At 46.8% G+C, this 18,919-nt stretch carries 15 protein-coding genes and 1 pseudogene; all 16 read left to right on the top strand.

Annotated elements, in window-relative coordinates; all coding sequences use genetic code 11:
• The first annotated feature begins 39 nt into the window (after positions 1-39).
• Positions 40-1,494 carry a phosphoglucomutase/phosphomannomutase family protein gene (locus EBO34_RS13480; RefSeq protein ID WP_122899407.1) on the top strand — a complete coding sequence of 485 codons (1,455 nt, stop codon included), beginning with the start codon at positions 40-42 and terminating at the stop codon, positions 1,492-1,494.
• A gap of 104 nt (positions 1,495-1,598) precedes the next feature.
• Positions 1,599-2,765: an ABC transporter substrate-binding protein gene (locus EBO34_RS13475; RefSeq protein ID WP_122899405.1), complete on the top strand. Its 1,167-nt coding sequence runs from the start codon at positions 1,599-1,601 to the stop codon at positions 2,763-2,765.
• A 4-nt stretch (positions 2,766-2,769) separates the two neighbouring features.
• Positions 2,770-3,393 (top strand): NUDIX hydrolase, encoded by a 624-nt coding sequence (locus EBO34_RS13470; protein WP_183163878.1) that lies wholly within the window; start codon positions 2,770-2,772, stop codon positions 3,391-3,393.
• A gap of 12 nt (positions 3,394-3,405) precedes the next feature.
• On the top strand, positions 3,406-4,233 hold the full coding sequence (locus EBO34_RS13465) for a hypothetical protein (protein ID WP_122899401.1): 828 nt from the start codon (positions 3,406-3,408) through the stop codon (positions 4,231-4,233).
• Between the two features lie 294 nt (positions 4,234-4,527).
• Entirely contained in the window at positions 4,528-4,776 is a 249-nt protein-coding gene (locus EBO34_RS13460) for a hypothetical protein (RefSeq protein WP_122899398.1), read from the top strand.
• 161 nt (positions 4,777-4,937) lie between these two features.
• Positions 4,938-6,677, top strand: coding sequence for an InlB B-repeat-containing protein (locus tag EBO34_RS13455; RefSeq protein ID WP_122899396.1), 1,740 nt, complete (start codon positions 4,938-4,940; stop codon positions 6,675-6,677).
• 105 nt (positions 6,678-6,782) lie between these two features.
• A pseudogene (locus tag EBO34_RS21225) lies at positions 6,783-6,914 on the top strand (hypothetical protein); the annotation flags it as partial.
• Positions 6,915-7,177: 263 nt separating this feature from the next.
• Positions 7,178-8,179, top strand: coding sequence for a LacI family DNA-binding transcriptional regulator (locus EBO34_RS13450; RefSeq protein WP_122899394.1), 1,002 nt, complete (start codon positions 7,178-7,180; stop codon positions 8,177-8,179).
• Positions 8,180-8,285: 106 nt separating this feature from the next.
• Entirely contained in the window at positions 8,286-9,242 is a 957-nt protein-coding gene (locus EBO34_RS13445) for an ABC transporter permease (protein ID WP_122900097.1), read from the top strand.
• Positions 9,243-9,257: 15 nt separating this feature from the next.
• On the top strand, positions 9,258-10,154 hold the full coding sequence (locus EBO34_RS13440) for a carbohydrate ABC transporter permease (protein ID WP_122899392.1): 897 nt from the start codon (positions 9,258-9,260) through the stop codon (positions 10,152-10,154).
• A 93-nt stretch (positions 10,155-10,247) separates the two neighbouring features.
• Complete coding sequence (locus EBO34_RS13435) at positions 10,248-11,849, top strand: ABC transporter substrate-binding protein (protein WP_122899390.1); 1,602 nt, start codon at positions 10,248-10,250, stop codon at positions 11,847-11,849.
• Between the two features lie 71 nt (positions 11,850-11,920).
• Entirely contained in the window at positions 11,921-12,547 is a 627-nt protein-coding gene (locus EBO34_RS13430; protein ID WP_183163877.1) for a YesL family protein, read from the top strand.
• Positions 12,513-14,798 carry a GH32 C-terminal domain-containing protein gene (locus tag EBO34_RS13425; protein WP_122899385.1) on the top strand — a complete coding sequence of 762 codons (2,286 nt, stop codon included), beginning with the start codon at positions 12,513-12,515 and terminating at the stop codon, positions 14,796-14,798. The genes EBO34_RS13430 and EBO34_RS13425 overlap by 35 nt, the downstream gene beginning before the upstream one ends.
• A gap of 1 nt (position 14,799) precedes the next feature.
• The gene (locus EBO34_RS13420; protein WP_122899383.1) at positions 14,800-16,314 is read left to right on the top strand and encodes a glycoside hydrolase family 32 protein; all 1,515 of its coding nucleotides are present in this window, start codon (positions 14,800-14,802) and stop codon (positions 16,312-16,314) included.
• 477 nt (positions 16,315-16,791) lie between these two features.
• Positions 16,792-17,778: a substrate-binding domain-containing protein gene (locus EBO34_RS13415; protein ID WP_122899381.1), complete on the top strand. Its 987-nt coding sequence runs from the start codon at positions 16,792-16,794 to the stop codon at positions 17,776-17,778.
• Positions 17,779-17,802: 24 nt separating this feature from the next.
• Positions 17,803-18,753, top strand: coding sequence for a sugar kinase (locus EBO34_RS13410; protein ID WP_122899379.1), 951 nt, complete (start codon positions 17,803-17,805; stop codon positions 18,751-18,753).
• Positions 18,754-18,919: the final 166 nt, after the last annotated feature.

Here is an 18,919-nt window from a genome sequence, read left to right as displayed (position 1 = left end):
ATTTCGCACTCACCTTTATCTTAAACAAAGGGGAGATTCATGATGATACGGTTTGGTACAGGTGGTTGGCGGGACATTATTGGTGAGAATTTCACCTTTGATAATGTAAGGCGGTTTTCACAGGGAGTCGCCAATCATATTATTGAAAGCGGCAAAGAGAAGCAAGGTGTCGTTATTGGGTACGATAACCGGTTCATGGCAGAAGACTTCGCCAAAGCATCATCAGCAGTGTTTGCTGCCAACAGCATTCCAGTATTATTACTCACTCCTTCTGTTCCCACACCTCTTGTAAACTTCGTAACCATCGAAGAAAAGACAGCTGCCGGGCTGACATTTACAGCAAGTCACAATCCCTATATTTATAATGGAATCAAATACGTGAGAGAACATGGGCTTCCTGCTACTGAAGAGGTCACAACCGAACTACAGGAGTCCATAAACAAAATACCCACTTCCCATATTAAAACGATGGAGTACGACTTGGGAGAAAGGGAAGGACTGATCAAAAGGCTTGATTATCATGATGAGTTCATTACCTTTATTGAATCTCAGGTGAACATGGACAAGCTGAAAGAAGCAAAGCTGAAAGTTTTGTACGACCCCATGTTTGGAACCGGGGTCAATGCCATCTCAACCTTACTCGTGGACGCACGGTGTCAGGTGAGGACCATTCATAATTCCATGGATCCTTTGTTTGGCGGTCGTGTGCCGGCACCTACGGAGGAAACGCTGTGGAGAGTGGTCTCCATGATGAAAGAAAAGCCGGGAGACTATGATATCGGCATAGCAACAGACGGGGACGGAGACAGGATTGCGGTCATTGATGAAAACGGAGAGTACGTCCACCCGAACGAGATCATTACCCTTCTTTATTACTACATGCTCAAGTACCGGAAGCAGAAAGGAGCTGTAGTCAGAAATGTGTCCACGACCCACCTTCTTGATCGTGTGGCCGAGGACTTTGGCTTCGAGTGTATTGAAAAACCTGTGGGATTTAAACATATTGCCGAAGGGATGACACAAACGGATGCCATCATCGGAGGTGAAAGTTCCGGCGGGATCACAATCAAAGGCCATTTACTTGAAAAAGATGCGATCCTATCTGCCGGTTTATTATTGGAAATGCTGGCCGTTACCGGTAAAACGCTCGGGCAGATTCGATCAGAAGTGAAAGACCGTTACGGCATCAGACATTATAAAGAGGACAATTATGCTTACTCGAGTGGTAGAAAAGAAGATCTTAAGGAGTTGGTAAATCGTCTCGATCCCGAATTCATCTATGAAGCCCCGGTGACGAAAACCAATCGTATGGATGGTGTGAAATGGGAGTGGGAAGACGGAACGTGGTGTGGTGTCCGGTTCTCGGGCACCGAGCCCCTCCTGAGAATTATTGTCGAATCACCTGAAGAGGAAATCCAAGCGAGTGTTTTAGCAAACTTGCGTCAAAAGATTGATGCAGCTCTTTCAGTCTCAAAGAATACCAAGTCAGTTTAGCCGCGGAAACGGGGAATCGTGCAGATTGTTTTCATTCTGGACTATTCCCCTGAAGTGGCTTTCAGTTAAGATAAAGGTATTATCTGTTATTTAGGAGCTTGTATATGAAGGTGAAGGTTTTATTTATTGTTTCAACAGCAGCCGTTTTGATTATCGGCTGGTATATTTTCAGCCTCTACAACCAGGAGTTCACCTTGGACAGAGGAGATACGTTTGAGAAGCAGTTTACCATTTGGACGACCACTTCTGCTGTAAGAGAAGCAGTAACACGTTTCGAATCTGCAGATGAAAGAGTAAGAGTGAATGTAAGAATGTATGACGACTCAGAAGCTCTCCTGGAAGATTGGGAAGTGAGAAGGGATACTGAAGAAGCCCCTGATGTGATTGAGCTCAATGCTCAATATGGTTTTTCCGATTTGGAAGAGCCGGATGTTACCCCGATAGACGCAATCGGGGTTGATGAACATTTTCACAAATCCATTTATGACGCATTTAGTCTGAATGACATCCTTTATGCGGTTCCCTTGGGGATTGAGATACCTGTCGTTTATTCAAATGCCTCATTGGTTGGTGGAACGAACGGGTTGGAACCTTTCTATTTTAATGACTTACATACGAACGAACAGCTTGCAGAGCTTCAACAAGGAGTAAATGAGCGAAACAGCAGCGGAACCTTCCATGCTTTTCAAACGGATCGTGAACTTCCGTGGTACTGGACGTCCTGGAATGAAGGGGAGTCTGACCGGCCGGCTGAAGTGTGGTGGGAAGAGATTGTTCAGGACTATGAGCTGATTCCACCTTTGGATCATCACATGGCCTTAACGCGCTTTGTTAATAGAGAAGCGGGTTTGCTGTTAAGTTCATCAAGACATCAAACGACGTTGTTAAGTTTGATCCGAAACCAGTTCGATTTACAGGTGACCCCTTTTCAGGGAACAGAAGGGTCTCCCATCTTAGTCGGAGGGAATGGATTGGCGGTCGTGGGTTCAGATAAAGAAAAGCAGGAGGTCATTTCCGAGTTTATTGCTTTTCTTTTTACAGAAGAGGAACAGGTCGCTTTGTTATCGGAAACAGGGTGGCTGCCTTCAAAGGAGAAACAGCTGCTTGACCGGTCCTTTCTCATGAAACTTCCCATGGGAGGCAACTTGGTTGAATTGGCTGGTTATGAACATTTATATACCGGTGATGCGGAGAGCAGGCTGACCTTTGAACGTTGGACGGAATTAATGGAGCGTGCACGGGAAATTGAAAGGAACACAAGTGAGAGGTGATCACGTGGGTATTGAAGAAAGATTGCTTGAATGGGCCAAAAGATTAAAGGCTGTCTCACAGACAGGGCTTGAGTACGGTAATGATCATTTTGATTATGAGCGCTATAAAGAAATGAACGATTTATCGAATGAAATGATTGCTTATTTATCAAAGGAGAAAATTGAAGAAATTGAACGGCTTCTTCCGGTAGAAAAAGGGTATGCGACTCCTAAAATGGCGGTAAGGGCAGTTGTTATGGCTGAGGGGAAGCTGCTTATGGTAAAAGAAGCGGCAGACGGTTTGTGGTGTTTGCCCGGTGGCTGGTGCGATACAGGAGTGACCCCTGGGGAAAACATTGAAAAAGAGGTAAGAGAAGAGACCGGTTTGAATGTACAGGCAACGAAACTGCTGGCTTTCTTTGACCAGACCAAGCACCGCCCATCTAAAACACTTCAACATATCTATACGTGTTATTTTAAGTGCGAGGTCACAGGGGGAGCCATCAGGGGAAGTGAAGAGACAACAGATGTGGGTTTCTTTTCACCGGATGCTTTACCCCCGCTTTCAATTGAGCGAATGACAAAGCAGCAGCTGGACGTGGCTTTAAAGGAGATGGATGCAGGCTCACCGAGTATTTACTTTGACTAGGGGGAAGGATTGTTGGAGATAATCGAGTATTTTCTCAAAGCCAAAACAGGCAACGAAAGGGATTGTGAAGACCAGATCGTTGTAACCGATCATTTTGCAGCGGTAATAGATGGTGTCACGAATGTCTCAGGCTGCTTTTATGACGGGGAAGCCCCGGGAAGGCTTGCAGCTGAGACGATCAAGAATACGATTAGGGGACTTGATGAAAGAGACAGCATAAAAGAAGTTGTAGATAAAATCAATATCGACCTTCATAGACTTAATCGGAAAATCGGTATAGCAGAAGAGGTGGATGATGTTCCTCACCTGCGCCCAAGCGCTGCTATGATTTTATACAGCAGGCATTATCGGAAGATATGGATGATCGGAGACTGCCAGTGTTTTCTGGAAGGAAACGCACTTCAAAACACAAAAATAATCGATGATATTACAGCCAATGCCCGGGCCATGATGGTAGAAGCTCAGCTGGTTAAAGGAAAGACTGAAAAGGAGCTTCTCTCCCATGATATGGGATTTGAAGCTGTTAAGCCTTTTATCCAGCAGCAGTTTGCGTTCCAAAATGGAGATCCCGCACACCCATACAGTTACGAAGTCATCAACGGTTATCCTTTGCATGTGGAAGCAATCAAAACGGTTGATGTCCCGACAGATACCGGGTACCTGTGCCTCGCATCTGATGGATATCCGATGATTTTTGAAACGTTCGAAGAAACCGAAGCGCATCTGCAGGAACTTTTGGTTAAAGATCCTCTTTGTATCAGGGAAAATCCAAGTGCAAAAGGTTTGGTAGAAGGAAATGTGTCTTTTGATGACCGGGCGTTTGTGAAGATTCGGATTTGAGAATTGGAGAGTGCAGTGCCCATATGTTTATAACAGCATCTGTCCTGTGGCAGGTGCTTATTTTATGTCTTATAAAAAGGGGGGAGGATGGTTCTTTTGCTTCTTTAGGAAGCGGGTGAACCTTTCCCACACTGTCAGTGTTTCTTAGTCTTTTATTCATTAAACAATAATAGACACAAAATTATTCCATTTTTCTTCCTTAAATTTATGATTTTCAATTCAATTTTATGTTAAAATTATTAGTAACATAGAGGGTGATTACATAGAATCAATATGTGTGCAGGGGGGACTAAATTGCTAATCATTAAGGTTTGCAGTGCACAGAAAGAGAGCTATTGGTACAGGGGAATGATTGGGAAAGAGTGTGAGGCTGAAGCCATAGGCAGGGATTTTTCGTTAGTAAATACAGAGAATAACCGAAAAATTCTGCCAGAGTATTTGGTTTCGCGCCTCGAACAGGAAGGTGTCTGGCTCACGATCAGCAGTGAAGACTGCAAAGTCATTGGGGGAGTGACGACCCACCGGGAGATAGCAAATCAATAGGACTTTTTTAAAACACTTTTCTAATGTGGGAGAGTGTTTTTTTATTGCCCGAACCGGGTCCATTCTCGAATCTTCCTGAAAACGATGTAAAATGATGTCGCTTTATGGTATGTTTTCTTTATAATACATAATTCTTACAGTTTTTAGGGAAGGAAGAACCAATGGATAGAAAAAAGATCGTTATTATTGCCCTCACAGTCATTCTCGTGCTGATTGCCGGCGCGTTTACGTATAACGCAGCCCAGTCGGAAGATGCAGGCAGCCTTTTTGAAAAAGCAGAAGCCTATTTTGAAGAAGAAGACTATGAAACTAGCATTGAGTATTATCTCGAGTATTTAAATATAGACCCCGGGCACCTTCCGGCACGGTTAGGTCTTGCAAAAGCCTACTTTATGCTTGAAGAGTGGGGTAAAGTTGAGCATACGCTCCTTCAGGGAATCCGTCTGAAACCACGAGAGTCGGCCTATTACATCACGTTGGCGGATGTTTATTTTTATACCGGCCGCATTGAAGAAGGCATTCAAACGGTCCTGGACGGTCGCGGATCTTCCCGCTCCCAAGGTATGGACCAGATGTTGGATGAGATCACGGAGCGCCTGTCCATTCAGTCCGCCCATTCCCGTCTTCAGCAAGACTATGAAAATCCTTTGATGCTTGTGTGGGACGAGGACACCACTGTTGATATGGAAATAGAGTGGACGTTGGAAAACGGATCAGGAGAGTTTAGTCACGATGAAGAAGGTCAGCTTTTTATCGTACCTAAACAGATCGGGATAGTAACCCTGGATGCAGGGATCGAGTCCCTTACCCTATCTGAAGACTTTGAGGTTGCCGAACAGGTACTCAATGAATTGGTTGTGTCGGCCGAGGATGCTGATGCTGTTGAAATGAGCATTGGAGAAGAGGTAACGCTATCAGTAACCGGGTTTGATTTGGCAGAAGACGAGATGGACATCGTGCCTGAGTGGTCCCTGGACAAGGAACTCGGGACATTGAGCGAAACAGAGGACGGAGATTTCCTCTTCACTGCTGAAAAAAGCGGTACTGAAACGATCACGGCAGAAGCAGACGACCTCACATCAGAGGTGACAGTTAAGATTGATGGTGATAATCTTGTTAAAGTAGATTATGAGATTGAAGGGGAAGGGACCGTGAGCCTCACACCGGAGCCAGAGGAATTGACTTACGGTACAGAGATTACCCTACATGCAGTACCGGCTGAAGGCTGGGAATTCGCAGGTTGGCATGGAGAGGCCCAATCGTTGAATAACCCGTTGGTTGTCACTCTGGAAGGTGATCTCTCTGTCACCGCAGTTTTCACCGAGGAAGGATCCTATGATCTGTCAGTAGGAACAGATGGAAGCGGCAGGGTACTTCAGGACACCATGACCTATACGAACGGTGATACCGTATCCCTGACTGCTGTACCGGACCGCGGGTGGGAGTTTGTCCGGTGGGAGGGCAGCGTTACGGGATCGGCTGAATCCATTTCCGTAATCATGGACAGGGATCATCATATGACCGCTGTTTTCAGTAAGGAACAGGAGGAAGCCGTGGAAAATGAAAGCAGTAATACCGGGGGCACTGAAACAGAGGCTTCCACGGGCTCCGGTTCGGGCGGCACTTCCGGAGGATCTTCAGTAGGTGGGGATTCCCCTGACAGGCAAGAATCATCAAGAGATTCCGGAATGAAAGAAGAAGAGCGTAAAGGTGAGGAGAAAGAGAAAAAGGAAGTTATAGAACCAGATAAAGATGAAAAGAAAGATAAAGAATCTGGTCAAGAGCCCGCAGAAGGTGACTCCGAAAATGTTGAGGATAAACAAGAAGGTGAAGATATAGAAGAGGACTTACCACCGGATGAAGATGATCAAGAGCAGGAAGAATCACAGGGAGAAGAATAGCAGTTACGACTTCCTACTCTCACAGCAGGAAGTGAAGGCGGCGGTTCCGTAACCGTCGCACCATCCGGGTCAAGGTTTGAAAAAGGAACATAAGTCACCGTTACGGCAATACCTGATTCAGGGTACACTTATACTTGGACCGGTGCTTACTCCGGCAGCGGCAGAGCGGCAGCCATAACGATTGACGGGGACAAAAGTATAACGGCTGTATTTGAAGTGGAAAATGAGGATGACTAGTGAAGGAGGCTGTCTCTTGGAGGCAGCTTCTTTTTTTTCGAAAAAACCAGCGACCTTTCGCGTCCATTGATGAGTCCCCCCTACGGAAGGATAAGCTTTGAAAAACAGCACTTTTGTAAAAAGTAAAACAATCCTACTAAAAGTCTTATTGCGAAAAAATATTCAGAATTTTGTTGACATTATTATAAAATCAGGTATAAACTTAATGTAATCGATTACGTAATCGATTACTTGAAACTAAATCAGAAAATGAGGGCGCTTACATGGTGAACGCAAGTATGAAGGATGTTGCTATTAAAGCCAATGTATCCACGGCAACGGTGTCTCATGTGATTAACGAGACGCGGTACGTGGCAGAGGAGACGAAAAAGAAAGTCTATGCAGCCATGAGAGAGCTGGATTACCAGCCCAACTCGGTAGCTAGAAGTCTCAGAAGCCGGAAAACAAATATTATTGGTCTGCTCGTGCCCCTTGTGGCGTCGGACACGTCAAACTTTTTCTTTATGTCCATTGCGAATGGGATTGAACAGGTGTTAAAAGAAAACGGTTACAATCTCATTTTGAGTAACAGTGGCGAGGATCTTGAAGTGGAGCAGAATCAGATCAAAGTGTTTAATACGCAGTTCATTGATGGGCTTATCGTGGCGCCGGTGGACTCGAAGGAGCATGACTACAGAGAAAACCTCCACGGTACATATCCAACCGTCTTTATTGACCGGGAGCCAAAGGATCGCGTCGGGGATACGGTACTGATTGACAGTGGCGCCGGTACGTACGATGGGATCAGACTTTTAATTAAAAAAGGGCATCATCGCATCGGCTATATAACAGGACCACTTGGAATAACAACCAGTGACGAACGACTGGCAGCGTACCGCCGGGCGTTTACCGATAATGGTCTCGCCCTGGATGAAGCCCTGATTAAAGAAGGGAAAGCCACATTCGAGACCGGAGAAGAGCTGACAGAAGAATTGGTGAAAGAAGGGGTCACGGCGATTTTCGTAGCCAATAACGTCATGACAATGGGCGCGGTGAGGTATCTGCAGGATCACAAAGTCAGGATTCCGGACGATGTGGCCATTATTGGGTTCGATGACTACGACTGGCTGCGGATTACGTCACCACCGCTATCGGTTGTTAAACAGCCGTCCTATGAACTTGGAAGAGCTGCGGTGGAGTTTCTGATCGATCGGCTTAATGGAAATGAAGAGCCTTATCGTTTGCACCGGTTGCCGTCTGAACTGGTGATCAGAGGATCATGCTAATCAGCATGATTATCTTCACAGGGTTTACGTAATCGATTACGTAAATGAAAACAGAGATAGAAGGAGGGGTATGATGAAACCTGGTTTATCAAAAGAGTCCAACTCGATGCCGAACCCGGCTCCACTATTCACAAAGGGAATTGAAAAACCGCCTAAGTACCATAAAAACCGATGGAAGTTGATAAAACAGAATTGGGAACTGTATTTATTTTTACTTCCGACCCTTGTGTATTTTCTTATCTTCCACTATTGGCCTATGTACGGGGTACAGATTGCGTTTCGGAACTTTTCTCCGGCACTTGGAATCACTGGGAGTGAATGGGTTGGATTAGAGCATTTCATTCGTTTTTTTGAATCGTACAATTTCTGGACGTTAATGTATAACACCCTGTCACTGAGTGTGCTGCAGCTGGTAATTACATTCCCGCTGCCGATTATTGTGGCACTTATGCTCAATCAATTGATCTTTAAGCGTTACAAGAGATTTGTACAGACCGTCATCTATGCACCTCATTTTATTTCCGTCGTTGTTCTTGTTGGAATGGCGTATGTATTCTTTTCCAATAACGGTCTGATCAACAATTTTATTATGATTTTTGGCATGGACAGTATTAACTTTTTGGCCGACGCGAACTGGTTCAAACCACTGTATGTCGGTTCAAGCGTGTGGCAGGAAACCGGCTGGGCAGCAATTATTTATCTGGCTGCCCTGGCTGCGGTCAATCCGGAACTCCACGAAGCGGCAATTGTGGACGGAGCGAGTAAGTTCCAGCGAGTCATTCATATCGATATTCCGGCTATCTTGCCGATCATGATTATCCTGCTCGTTCTTTCAGTCGGAAATATCATGAACATTGGCTTCGAAAAAGCATACTTACTGCAGACACCGCTCAATCAGAGCTCGTCTGAAATTATCCCGACATACGTGTATAAGGTCGGGTTGCAGCAGGCTCAGTACAGTTTCGCGGCTGCCGTGGGACTCTTTAACGCCATTATCAACTTGATCCTGCTCTGGTATGTCAACCGAATTGCCAAGCGTATCTCAGGACAGGGACTATGGTAGGGGAGGAGTGAAACGATGGATTTGTCGTCAATAAACCGATCAAAACAGGATAAGATATTTGATTTTTTCAACATTGCCCTGCTCACTCTCCTTTTAATTGCGGTTATGTATCCGCTCTATTTTGTCATTATTGCGTCGATCAGTAATCCGGACCGTATTTTTGCCGGAGATGTATGGTTGTTTCCGCGGGACATTACGTTTGAGGGGTACATCCGGATTTTTCAGGACGGTAAGATCTGGACGGGATATAAAAACACCATTATATACACCACGCTTGGGACTGCACTTAATATTGCACTCACGCTGACAGCTGCCTATGCATTATCGCGACAGGACTTTTACGGACGCACATTCTTCATGGTCATGTTCATCTTCACGATGTTCTTTTCCGGCGGCTTGATTCCCACTTATTTGGTCGTAAAAGACCTTGGGATGGTCAACACGATGTGGGCACTGATCATTCCGAAAGCTGTGGCCGTGTGGAACATCATTGTAGCCCGGACGTTTTTTCAGGCAACGATTCCAAACGAAATGCACGAGGCGGCGAAAGTGGACGGCTGTTCGAATACGAAGTTCTTCCTCAAGATCGTCCTGCCGCTGTCCAAACCGATTATTGCCGTTATGGTTCTGTTTTACGCAGTGAGTCACTGGAACTCGTACTTTGACGCATTGATTTATCTGAATGATGAGAGTCTTTACCCGCTTCAGATGGTGCTTCGGAACATTCTGATTCAGAACGAGGCAGCGGCCTCAATGGTGGGCGATCTCGATTCGTTTGCTGCACAGCAGCGGATTGCTGAGCTTATTAAATACGGGGTCATCATCGTCGGAAGTCTGCCTCTTCTCATTGTATATCCGTTCATTCAGAAGTATTTTGTTCAGGGTGTCATGATTGGCGGGATCAAAGGTTAATGGGGTTGGAAGTTTTGGTTCGGTTATTCCACCGGGGAGCGTTATTTTACCTCGCCGGTGTTCGCAAGATAAATTCTTAAGGGGGTTTGCAAGGTGAAGAGAAACGTTTCGAAAGCATGGTTAGGGTTATCTGCAGGGATTGTGGCACTTGGGTTGACAGCCTGCTCCGATGAGAGCAGCGGGGAAGAGAAGGAGTCAGCGGAGTTCAATTCAGAAGGGCTTCCCATTGTAGAAGAAGACGGGTTCACGCTTGAATTTGTGTCACCAAAAGCACCACTGGCACCGGACTTTGATGAGATGGTGATTTTTGACTGGCTGGAGGAAGACACAAACATCACCATCGACTGGACGAATATTCCGGCTGATGCCTATGAGGAGCGGAAGAATCTGATGCTTGCCGGCGGTGAGCTGCCTGATGCCTTTTACAATGCGTCGTTTTCTGATAACGACCTGGTGACATACGGGCAAAACGGGACGATTATTCCACTTGAGGATCTAATTGAAGAATATGCACCAAATTTATCGGCACGAATGGAAGAGCGCCCGGAACTAAGAAGTGTTGTAACAGCGCCGGACGGACACATTTACTCCCTGCCATCAGCAGAGGAAGCAGGAATAGGGGACTTCCCGAACTTTTTGTCCATTAATACAAAATGGCTCGATGAACTTGGTCTGGATATGCCAAAAACACTTGACGAATATGGTGATGTGCTGCGTGCATTCCGTGATGAGGATCCAAACAATACCGGTAAGAATGACACGATTCCACTGAGCTTTATGTATAACTTCTGGACCGGGAACATGGGGGATCTATACGCGTCATTTGGTGTGCCGAACAATCCTGATTACCGGATTGTAAGAGACGGTGAAGTTCTTTTTACAGCTGTGCAGCCTGAGTTTAAAGAAGCGACAGCCTACTTCCACGAGTGGGTGGAAGAAGGTCTCATTGACGAAGAATCGTTCACACACGATGTGAGTCAGTATTTTGCAAAAGGGAAAACAGAAGATGCCCGCCTCGGTTCTTATATCTGGTGGGAAACAGAAGAGATTGTAGGACCTGACAGAGCAGGTGACTATGCCCTTCTCGGGCCGCTCGAAGGACCGAATGGTCATCACATGGTCGGACGTGCCAACGCTTCTGACATGGGGCGCGGCGCATTTGTCATTACATCTGCCAACGAAAACCCTGAAATTACAATGCGTTGGGTAGACCAGCTGTATGATCCGGAAATGTCCGCTCAGATCAACTGGGGACCGGAAGACGATGTGTTTGAGCGTGACGAAAACGGCACGCTTGTATGGGCCGAACTTGAAGAGGGTGTTTCCATGGGTGAGTACCGCCAGCTTGTGGCACCAAACGGTCCGTCTGTGATCCTCGCAGAGCATTTCGGAACTGTGGTGGAAATGGATCCCCGTGCCAAGCAACGTCTGCTTGATATCGAAGAGCACTACGAGCCGTACGCGGTAGATGAGAAGTATCCAAACATTTTCTTTGAACCTGAAGAGCTTCAGCGTATCAACCGTCTACAAACAGACATTTTGAACGTGGTGGAAGAGAAACAGGCACTCTGGCTTATGAATGGCGGGGTTGAGGAAGAATGGGACGATTTTGTAGAGCAGCTCAACCAGATGGGACTCGAAGAGCTGATGGAGATTTATCAAGACGGTTACGACCGCTTTTATGAGAACCAGTAAAGAAGTCTCAATTTTTGGGGCCGGATGAATAGGACCGGCCCCATACTATAAAACAGAAGAAGGTGATGATGATGGGGTTTCTCGATTCAAAGCTTTACCAATGGCTTGAACATATCGCGAATTTTTTCTTTCTTAACCTGGTCTGGATTGTTTGCTGTCTTCCTTTAGTGACGGCATTTCCTGCCACAACCGCCATGTTTGGCGTTCTTCGGGACTGGCATAAAAACGATAATAGGGCTGTGGTCGTACCCTTCTTGCGGTATTTCAGGAGAAACCTCAAAACAAGTCTGGGTGTTTCGCTGCTTTGGACAGCTGGATTTGCCGTTGTTTACGTGAATCTACGGATAATCGATCCCTTTTCATCCGTATTTGAGTTTGTCCTTATGGCGTTCATCGGTCTTGTTATCATCGGCTTCGTGTTTACGACAGTGTATTTGTTTCCGGTCCTTGTTCACTTTGAGCTGCCGCTGAGGTTCAAAGTCAGAAATGCGTTTTTCATTTCAGTGAGCCAGCTTCCATATACTCTTTTGGGGAGTGCGGTTATGTTTTTTACTGCTTATTTTGTTTACCATTGGCCGGTGCTTTTACTGTTTATCGGCACATTGAGCGGTTACCTCATGTACATGATTTGCTACATGGCGTTTGAAAAAATCGGAGCTTCGTATGAGTATGAAGCACAACATGCAGGAAAGGCGTGAGGAGATGGAAAAACAGGATGGATTGTTGGCACGATGGCGGTTTGAAGAAGGAAATGAGCGTTTTGTCACAGATGAGGTGAAAGGTCTCAAAGATCAACTTTCCTATGTTTTTCATGAGGCCCGGTTTCAGCCGGATCGTGTCTGTAAACGAAGAAAAGGCATTCACGGACAGGCGCTTTGGTTTGATGGTTTTTCTACGTTTATCACGCGTGAAAAAGAGCAGATTGCTCTACCGGCAGAAGGTTTTACCGTATCTGCCTGGATAGCACCGCGCTCTTTTGGAGGCATTGAAGACGAGCGGCTTTCCGCCATTGTAAATCAGCACGACCGGGCTTGTGAGACGGGGTTTATTCTGGGGTTTCATAAACACGGACAACTAGGCTTTCACGTGGGGCTCAATATCGGATGGCAGGAGCTGACCTGTGAACGAACCTTTCTTAAGAAAAACGAATGGTCGATGGTCACAGCGGTTTTTGACAGTGCTCTGGGTGAGATGAAGATCTTAGTAAACGGACAGACAGCGGGAAAAAAACAGGTGCTGCAGGGAACAACCTTGAAGCTTGCAGATGCGGATTTATACATCGGGAAAAACAATGATCCATTTATGGTGGAAAACACGTTTTCCTTAAACATGTTTAGCGGATTGATGGATGATGTGGCGATCTACGACTCGGCATTAACAAATGAAGACGTGGCGACCCTTTATCAGGGATATCTTCGCGCAGGGAGACACCCGGTGCTGGAAAAAGAAACGATTGCGATTCAGCGTGATGATTTCACGAGTGATGTCCATCGCCCCCGTTTTCACGCATCACCTCCGGGGCACTGGATGAACGAACCCCATGCACCGTTTTATTATGAAGGGAAATACCATCTGTTTTATCAGCACAATCCTCAGGGGCCGTATTGGGGGAACATTCACTGGGGTCATTGGGTAAGTGACGATTTGATTCATTGGGAGGACGCCCCTGTGGCACTGGCGCCGGAACTTGGGGCGGTGGATCCTGACGGTACATGGTCAGGTTGTGCGCATATGGATGAAAACGGAGAGCCGGTGCTGTTTTTTACGGCAGGCAATCATCAAAGGCTGCCAAACCAGATGGTGGCTCTGGCGCACCCGGTGGACGCTGCCGATTCGACACTGGCAGAGTGGAGCAAGCGGAATAAGCCGGATTTGGTCCAACCGGAAGGGTACGATTTATATGATGATGGATTTCGTGATCCTTTTGTCTGGAAAGAGGGCGGGACGTGGTTTCAGCTCGTGGCCTCGGGTATTAATGGAAAAGGCGGTACGGCTCTATTATTCAGCTCAGAGGATTTAAAAGAATGGACGTTTCACGGTCCCCTTTACGTGAGCGATTATGAAAGTTTCCCTTATCTCGGCATCGTTTGGGAACTGCCCATTCTCCTTCCCCTTGGTAAAGATACAAAGGGAGAGGAAAAGCATGTCTTTATCATCAGCCCTGTAGGTGAAGGTGCGGACGTTGAAGTGTTTTACTGGATCGGAAAGTGGGACATCGATTCGAAACGTTTCCTCCCGGATTTTGAAGAACCGCGTTTGTTTGATTACGGTGACTTTCATTTTACCGGGCCGAGCGCCATGGCGGACCCGGTGAAAAACAGGCTTATCTTGTTTACGATTGCCCAAGGGGAGCGTCCTATTGAGTATGAATATGCTGCGGGATGGGCACATAACGCAGGGATGCCGGCAGAAATTTTTTTGAGTGAGGACAATGATATGGGCATCAGGCCGGTGGAAGAAGTGAAGTCTCTTCGTGGAAGACAGCTCGTGGATGTAAAGGGAATGACCCTGGCTGAGGCGAATCGAAAGCTTGAAATAGTCAAGGGCGATATGCTGGATATTGAGCTGGAGATCGAGGCGGTTGATGAGCCGGTTGGCATCTATGTCCGGCAGGCTCCGGAACGTCGGGAAGAGACACTGTTTTATTACGACGGTACACGTGAAGCGTTTTATGTAGACCGAACCTGTTCCACTCTGGATGATTCGGAAAGAACGGGGGGCATTCAGGGAGGGAAAGTGCAGCTTAAAGAGGACCCATTCTCTCTTCGTCTGCTTCTAGACCGGTCTTTAGCAGAAGCGTATGTAAATGAAAAAAAGAGCTTGACCACGAGAATATACCCGGCACTGCCGGAGTCAAAAGGACTTTCCCTTAAAGGGGATGAGGATGTGTATGTCCGCTCTCTGAAGGTGTGGGAGATGGACGGAATTTATAGGAGTGAGGAGTGTTAGTGTGACGTTGGATAATAAGCTGGCAAATAAAACAGAAAAAACAACTTACCAGGAGCCGTACCGCCCGCATCTTCATTTCACACCCGAAGAGAAGTGGATGAATGACCCAAACGGAATGGTTTTCTACGAAGGGGAGTACCATTTGTTTTACCAGTTCCATCCCGATTCGATGCAGTGGGGTCCCATGCACTGGGGGCATGCGGTGAGCAGGGATCTCCTTGAATGGGAGCATCTCCCTGTTGCCCTTGAGCCTGATGAACTGGGGATGATTTTTTCAGGCAGTGCCGTGGTGGACTGGCATGATACATCCGGCCTTTTCGGTGGGGGACACGGTTTGGTAGCGATTTATACGAGTGCTTCAGAAAACACTCAGCAGCAGAGTATAGCATACAGCACCGACCGGGGACGCACGTGGGTGAAATACGCCGGCAATCCGGTGATTCCAAATACAGAGCTGAAGGATTTTCGTGACCCGAAAGTGTTCTGGCATCATGAGACGAGCAGATGGGTGATGGTGCTTGCTGCCGGGCAGGAAATAATGATCTATTCTTCACCGAACCTGCTCAACTGGACGTATGAAAGCTCATTTGGAAAATGCGAAGGCGCTCACGGAGGTGTCTGGGAATGTCCGGATTTGTTTGCTCTGGAGGTAGAAGCAACCAAAGAGGTAAAATGGGTCATGCAGGTGGACATTGGAGACGGTGCTGTTGCCGGGGGTTCGGGCGGACAGTACTTTGTAGGTGATTTTGATGGTCGGACGTTTGTAACGGAACCGAAAGTAACGGGTACATCTGATTGTGATGCTGCTTGGGTGGATTATGGAAAGGACTTCTACGCGACCCAGTCGTTTTCAGATATACCCGCAAAAGACGGCCGGCGAATCTGGATGGCGTGGATGAGCAACTGGCAGTATGCCAATGATGTTCCCACAAGCCCGTGGAGAAGTGCCATGTCACTCCCAAGAGAGGTTTCACTTGTGCAGGAACGAGGCGCGTATGAGCTAATCCAAAAGCCAGTGTCAGAGCTGTTTGACCGCTCTGAAAACATTTTTGTAGACCGAACGATAAGTATAGGAGAAGACATCACGTCAATTATCGCTCAACCGGATGTACCTTTTGTGCTTGATCTGAAGATGAAAAACGTAGATGGAGATGAATCTGGACGAGGGAAGATGTTCGTTACGTTGTTCCAGTCCGATAGTAAAAAAGGCTGTACTGTCACGGTGGACTTCGAACAAGGAGAGGTTGCATTTGACCGTGCAGGCATGAAAAACAGTAAGTTTCATAAACAATTCCCGGCTGTTACAACAGCTCCTTTCAGTGCCAAAGCTGGAGCGCTGGACCTTCAACTCGTTGTGGATCGGGGATCTGTAGAAATCTTCATCGACGGCGGACGCAGGACGATGACCAACCTCATTTTGCCGGAACAAGCTGAAAGCTATGCGATTGTGGTTTCGGAGTCAGGTGGAAAGACAGAGGTTGACTGCTTCGGGCGTACGATAAAGTCAGTGTGGTAGGGTTACCTGCTCGAACAATCGAGTTTCACCTGGCTTCCATTCTTAACCGTCTCACCTTCCCGAGATTTGAGAAAGGAACGCAAGTCACGATTACGACTGTACTTTACATTTTCGTCGGATGGACTAAAGATCACTCCAGAAGCAGCAGAACAGAACCAATTACAATGGATGGGGACTGAAGTGTGGCAGCTTTGTTTGAAACGGAATACGTGGATGATTAGGGTGTAGAGGTTGTCTCTTGGAGGCAGCCTTTTTTATATGGTTTATGTAACTTCCACTCAGAGCCTCGACGTTGAAGATGTCGAGTTAACCCCTCTTAATGTCTGAATTAAAATATCTATGCAGTTTTAAAAGAATATTTTTAAATTTACACCTTGTAAAGCGCTTACATTTGTTTTATACTCTTACTAAATCGATTTACTAAACCGATTTAGTAATGCGGGAGCGAGCTGAGTCAATGTGAACAAACGAATAACGATGGCCGATGTAGCAAGGCAGGCCGGTGTGTCAAAGAGTACGGTATCGCAATACTTAAACAAGCGGTTTGACTACATGGGCGCAAAAACAAAAGCACGAATTGAAAGCGCAATCAGCGAGCTGGGGTATCAGCCGAATATTGTTGCCCGCAGCTTAAAACAGAAATCTACACAGACAATCGGGGTGATTGTGGCGAACATTCTTCATTCCTTTTCCACCCAGGTGATCAGAGCTATTGAAGATTACTGTCATGAGCATGATTTTCATCTCATTGTGTGCAATGCCGATGATAATCCGGAAAAAGAGAAGAAGTATATTGAAATGTTGCTGGCCAAGCAGGTGGACGGACTTATTGTGTTTCCCACTGGAGGCAACCTGGATTTATATAAAAAGATGAAGGAAGGGGAATTCCCCCTGGTATTTATGGACCGGATCATTGATGAAGTGGAGGTTCCCACTGTCCAACTGAATAACGAAAGGGCTTCTGACCTTGCCGTTACTCACCTGGCCGGTAAAGGTTATTCCAACATTGGGATGTTAACCACCTCGCTTAAACAAAAACCTTCACCGCGGGTGGAGCGGATCAACGGATTCAAACAGTCGCATAAAGACAATGGTCTTTCACTGAAGGAAGGGTGGATCAAGAGCGTGGACGTAGAAGATATGCAGGGCGCACTCAGAGAGATGTTTAACGGACCTTCAAAGCCGGATGCGATTTTGGCTTCCAATGATCTTTCCTTGATTGAAGTGTTGAAGTTTGTGAAGGAGTCGGGTCTTTCCATGCCGGAGGATTTGGCAGTGATCGGGATTGACAGAGTTTCCTTTGCCGATCTGTACTCTCCGACGCTTACGTATATTGCACAGCCGACCTTTGAGATGGGTAGAAAAGCAGCGTCCATTATTATTGATAAAGTCAAAAACAACAATACCGGGGATGAAATGGTGTACCGCTATGAGCCGGAATTGATACCCGGAGAATCTTGCTAATCTGGCAGACAGGAGTTAACCGACATGGATGTAATTACGATCGGGGATGCCATGGTATCCATGCAGCCCCAGACAAAAGGACCGATGAGATTTGTGAATGCATTTGACCGGAAAGCAGGCGGCGCTGAGTTTAACCTGGCTATCGGCTGCGCGAGACTCGGCCTTCGTACCATGTGGATCAGCCGGCTCGGCAATGATGAGTTTGGCCGATTTATCCGAAACTTTGCCCGAGGAGAAGGAGTGGATACTTCACAGGTGAAGCTTGTGGACGGCTACCCGACCTCGGTTCAGTTCAAGGAAGTGTATGAAGGCGGGGGCGGGCGAACGTTTTACTACCGCTCCAACTCACCGACCGTGACCCTCACGGAAGAGGCGATCGACGCGTCGATTTTTAAGGGAGGGCGGGTGCTGCACATAACCGGTGTGTTTATGGCCCTGGATAAAGAAAAAAACGTCCCTCTTGTAAAGAAAGCCATTCGTCTTGCAAAAGATCAGGGTCTACTCATTTCCCTGGACCCTAACATCCGCCTGAAGCTTTGGCGGAAGGAAGAAGCGAGAGAGGCCTTACTGGACATTCTGCCGGAAGTGGATCTTTTACTTGCAGGTATGGAGGAGGCTGAGATCCTGTTTGACAGCGTGGACGCCGATGTTATTTTCGAAAAATGCAGTCGTTTTGAGCTTACATCCGTGGTGCTGAAAGATGGCGGGAACGGATCGACGGGGTGGGAAAATGGCGAAAAAGTCATCGCACCTCCGGTAAAAGCACCTAGTGTGGTAGATACAGTAGGGGCCGGTGACGGGTTCGACGCAGGATACTTATACGGCTGGCTGCAAGGCTGGTCTCTGGAGAAACGGCTGCATGTGTCCAATACCATCGGGTCAATGGTTGTGGGAGTCTCAGGTGATAATGAAGGTCTCCCTTACCTGGAAGACGTGTTAATAAAGCTTGGTGAAAAAGAATTCATAGAAAGATAGGACGGCACTGAAAAAGTTCGGTCTTAAACTTTTTTTAAGTGCCGTCTAAGCAATGAGCGGAACGGTTGCATGTTTTAAAAGCCTGTTAGGAGTGGGGTTCTCGTAACAGGCGGGCAACCGAATGGAGCCATTGCCGCTTAAATAAAAGGCAGTGAAAAAGTTGGTT

Origin of the sequence: Alteribacter keqinensis, assembly GCF_003710255.1 — a bacterium.
GTDB classification, from domain to species: Bacteria; Bacillota; Bacilli; order Bacillales; family Salisediminibacteriaceae; genus Alteribacter; species Alteribacter keqinensis.
Note: the sequence above shows the minus strand (reverse complement) of the source record. Positions and strands in the feature narration are given on the sequence as shown.

Excerpts from the sequence above, each read along its gene's own strand:
- EBO34_RS13480 (WP_122899407.1), top strand. The coding sequence starts at position 40 with ATGATGATACGGTTTGGTACAGGTGGTTGGCGGGACATTATTGGTGAG.
- EBO34_RS13445 (WP_122900097.1), top strand. The coding sequence starts at position 8,286 with ATGCCGAACCCGGCTCCACTATTCACAAAGGGAATTGAAAAACCGCCT.
- EBO34_RS13415 (WP_122899381.1), top strand. The coding sequence starts at position 16,792 with ATGGCCGATGTAGCAAGGCAGGCCGGTGTGTCAAAGAGTACGGTATCG.
- EBO34_RS13475 (WP_122899405.1), top strand. The coding sequence starts at position 1,599 with ATGAAGGTGAAGGTTTTATTTATTGTTTCAACAGCAGCCGTTTTGATT.
- EBO34_RS13450 (WP_122899394.1), top strand. The coding sequence starts at position 7,178 with ATGGTGAACGCAAGTATGAAGGATGTTGCTATTAAAGCCAATGTATCC.
- EBO34_RS13440 (WP_122899392.1), top strand. The coding sequence starts at position 9,258 with ATGGATTTGTCGTCAATAAACCGATCAAAACAGGATAAGATATTTGAT.
- EBO34_RS13410 (WP_122899379.1), top strand. The coding sequence starts at position 17,803 with ATGGATGTAATTACGATCGGGGATGCCATGGTATCCATGCAGCCCCAG.
- EBO34_RS13455 (WP_122899396.1), top strand. The coding sequence starts at position 4,938 with ATGGATAGAAAAAAGATCGTTATTATTGCCCTCACAGTCATTCTCGTG.
- EBO34_RS13425 (WP_122899385.1), top strand. The coding sequence starts at position 12,513 with ATGAGTATGAAGCACAACATGCAGGAAAGGCGTGAGGAGATGGAAAAA.
- EBO34_RS13430 (WP_183163877.1), top strand. The coding sequence starts at position 11,921 with ATGGGGTTTCTCGATTCAAAGCTTTACCAATGGCTTGAACATATCGCG.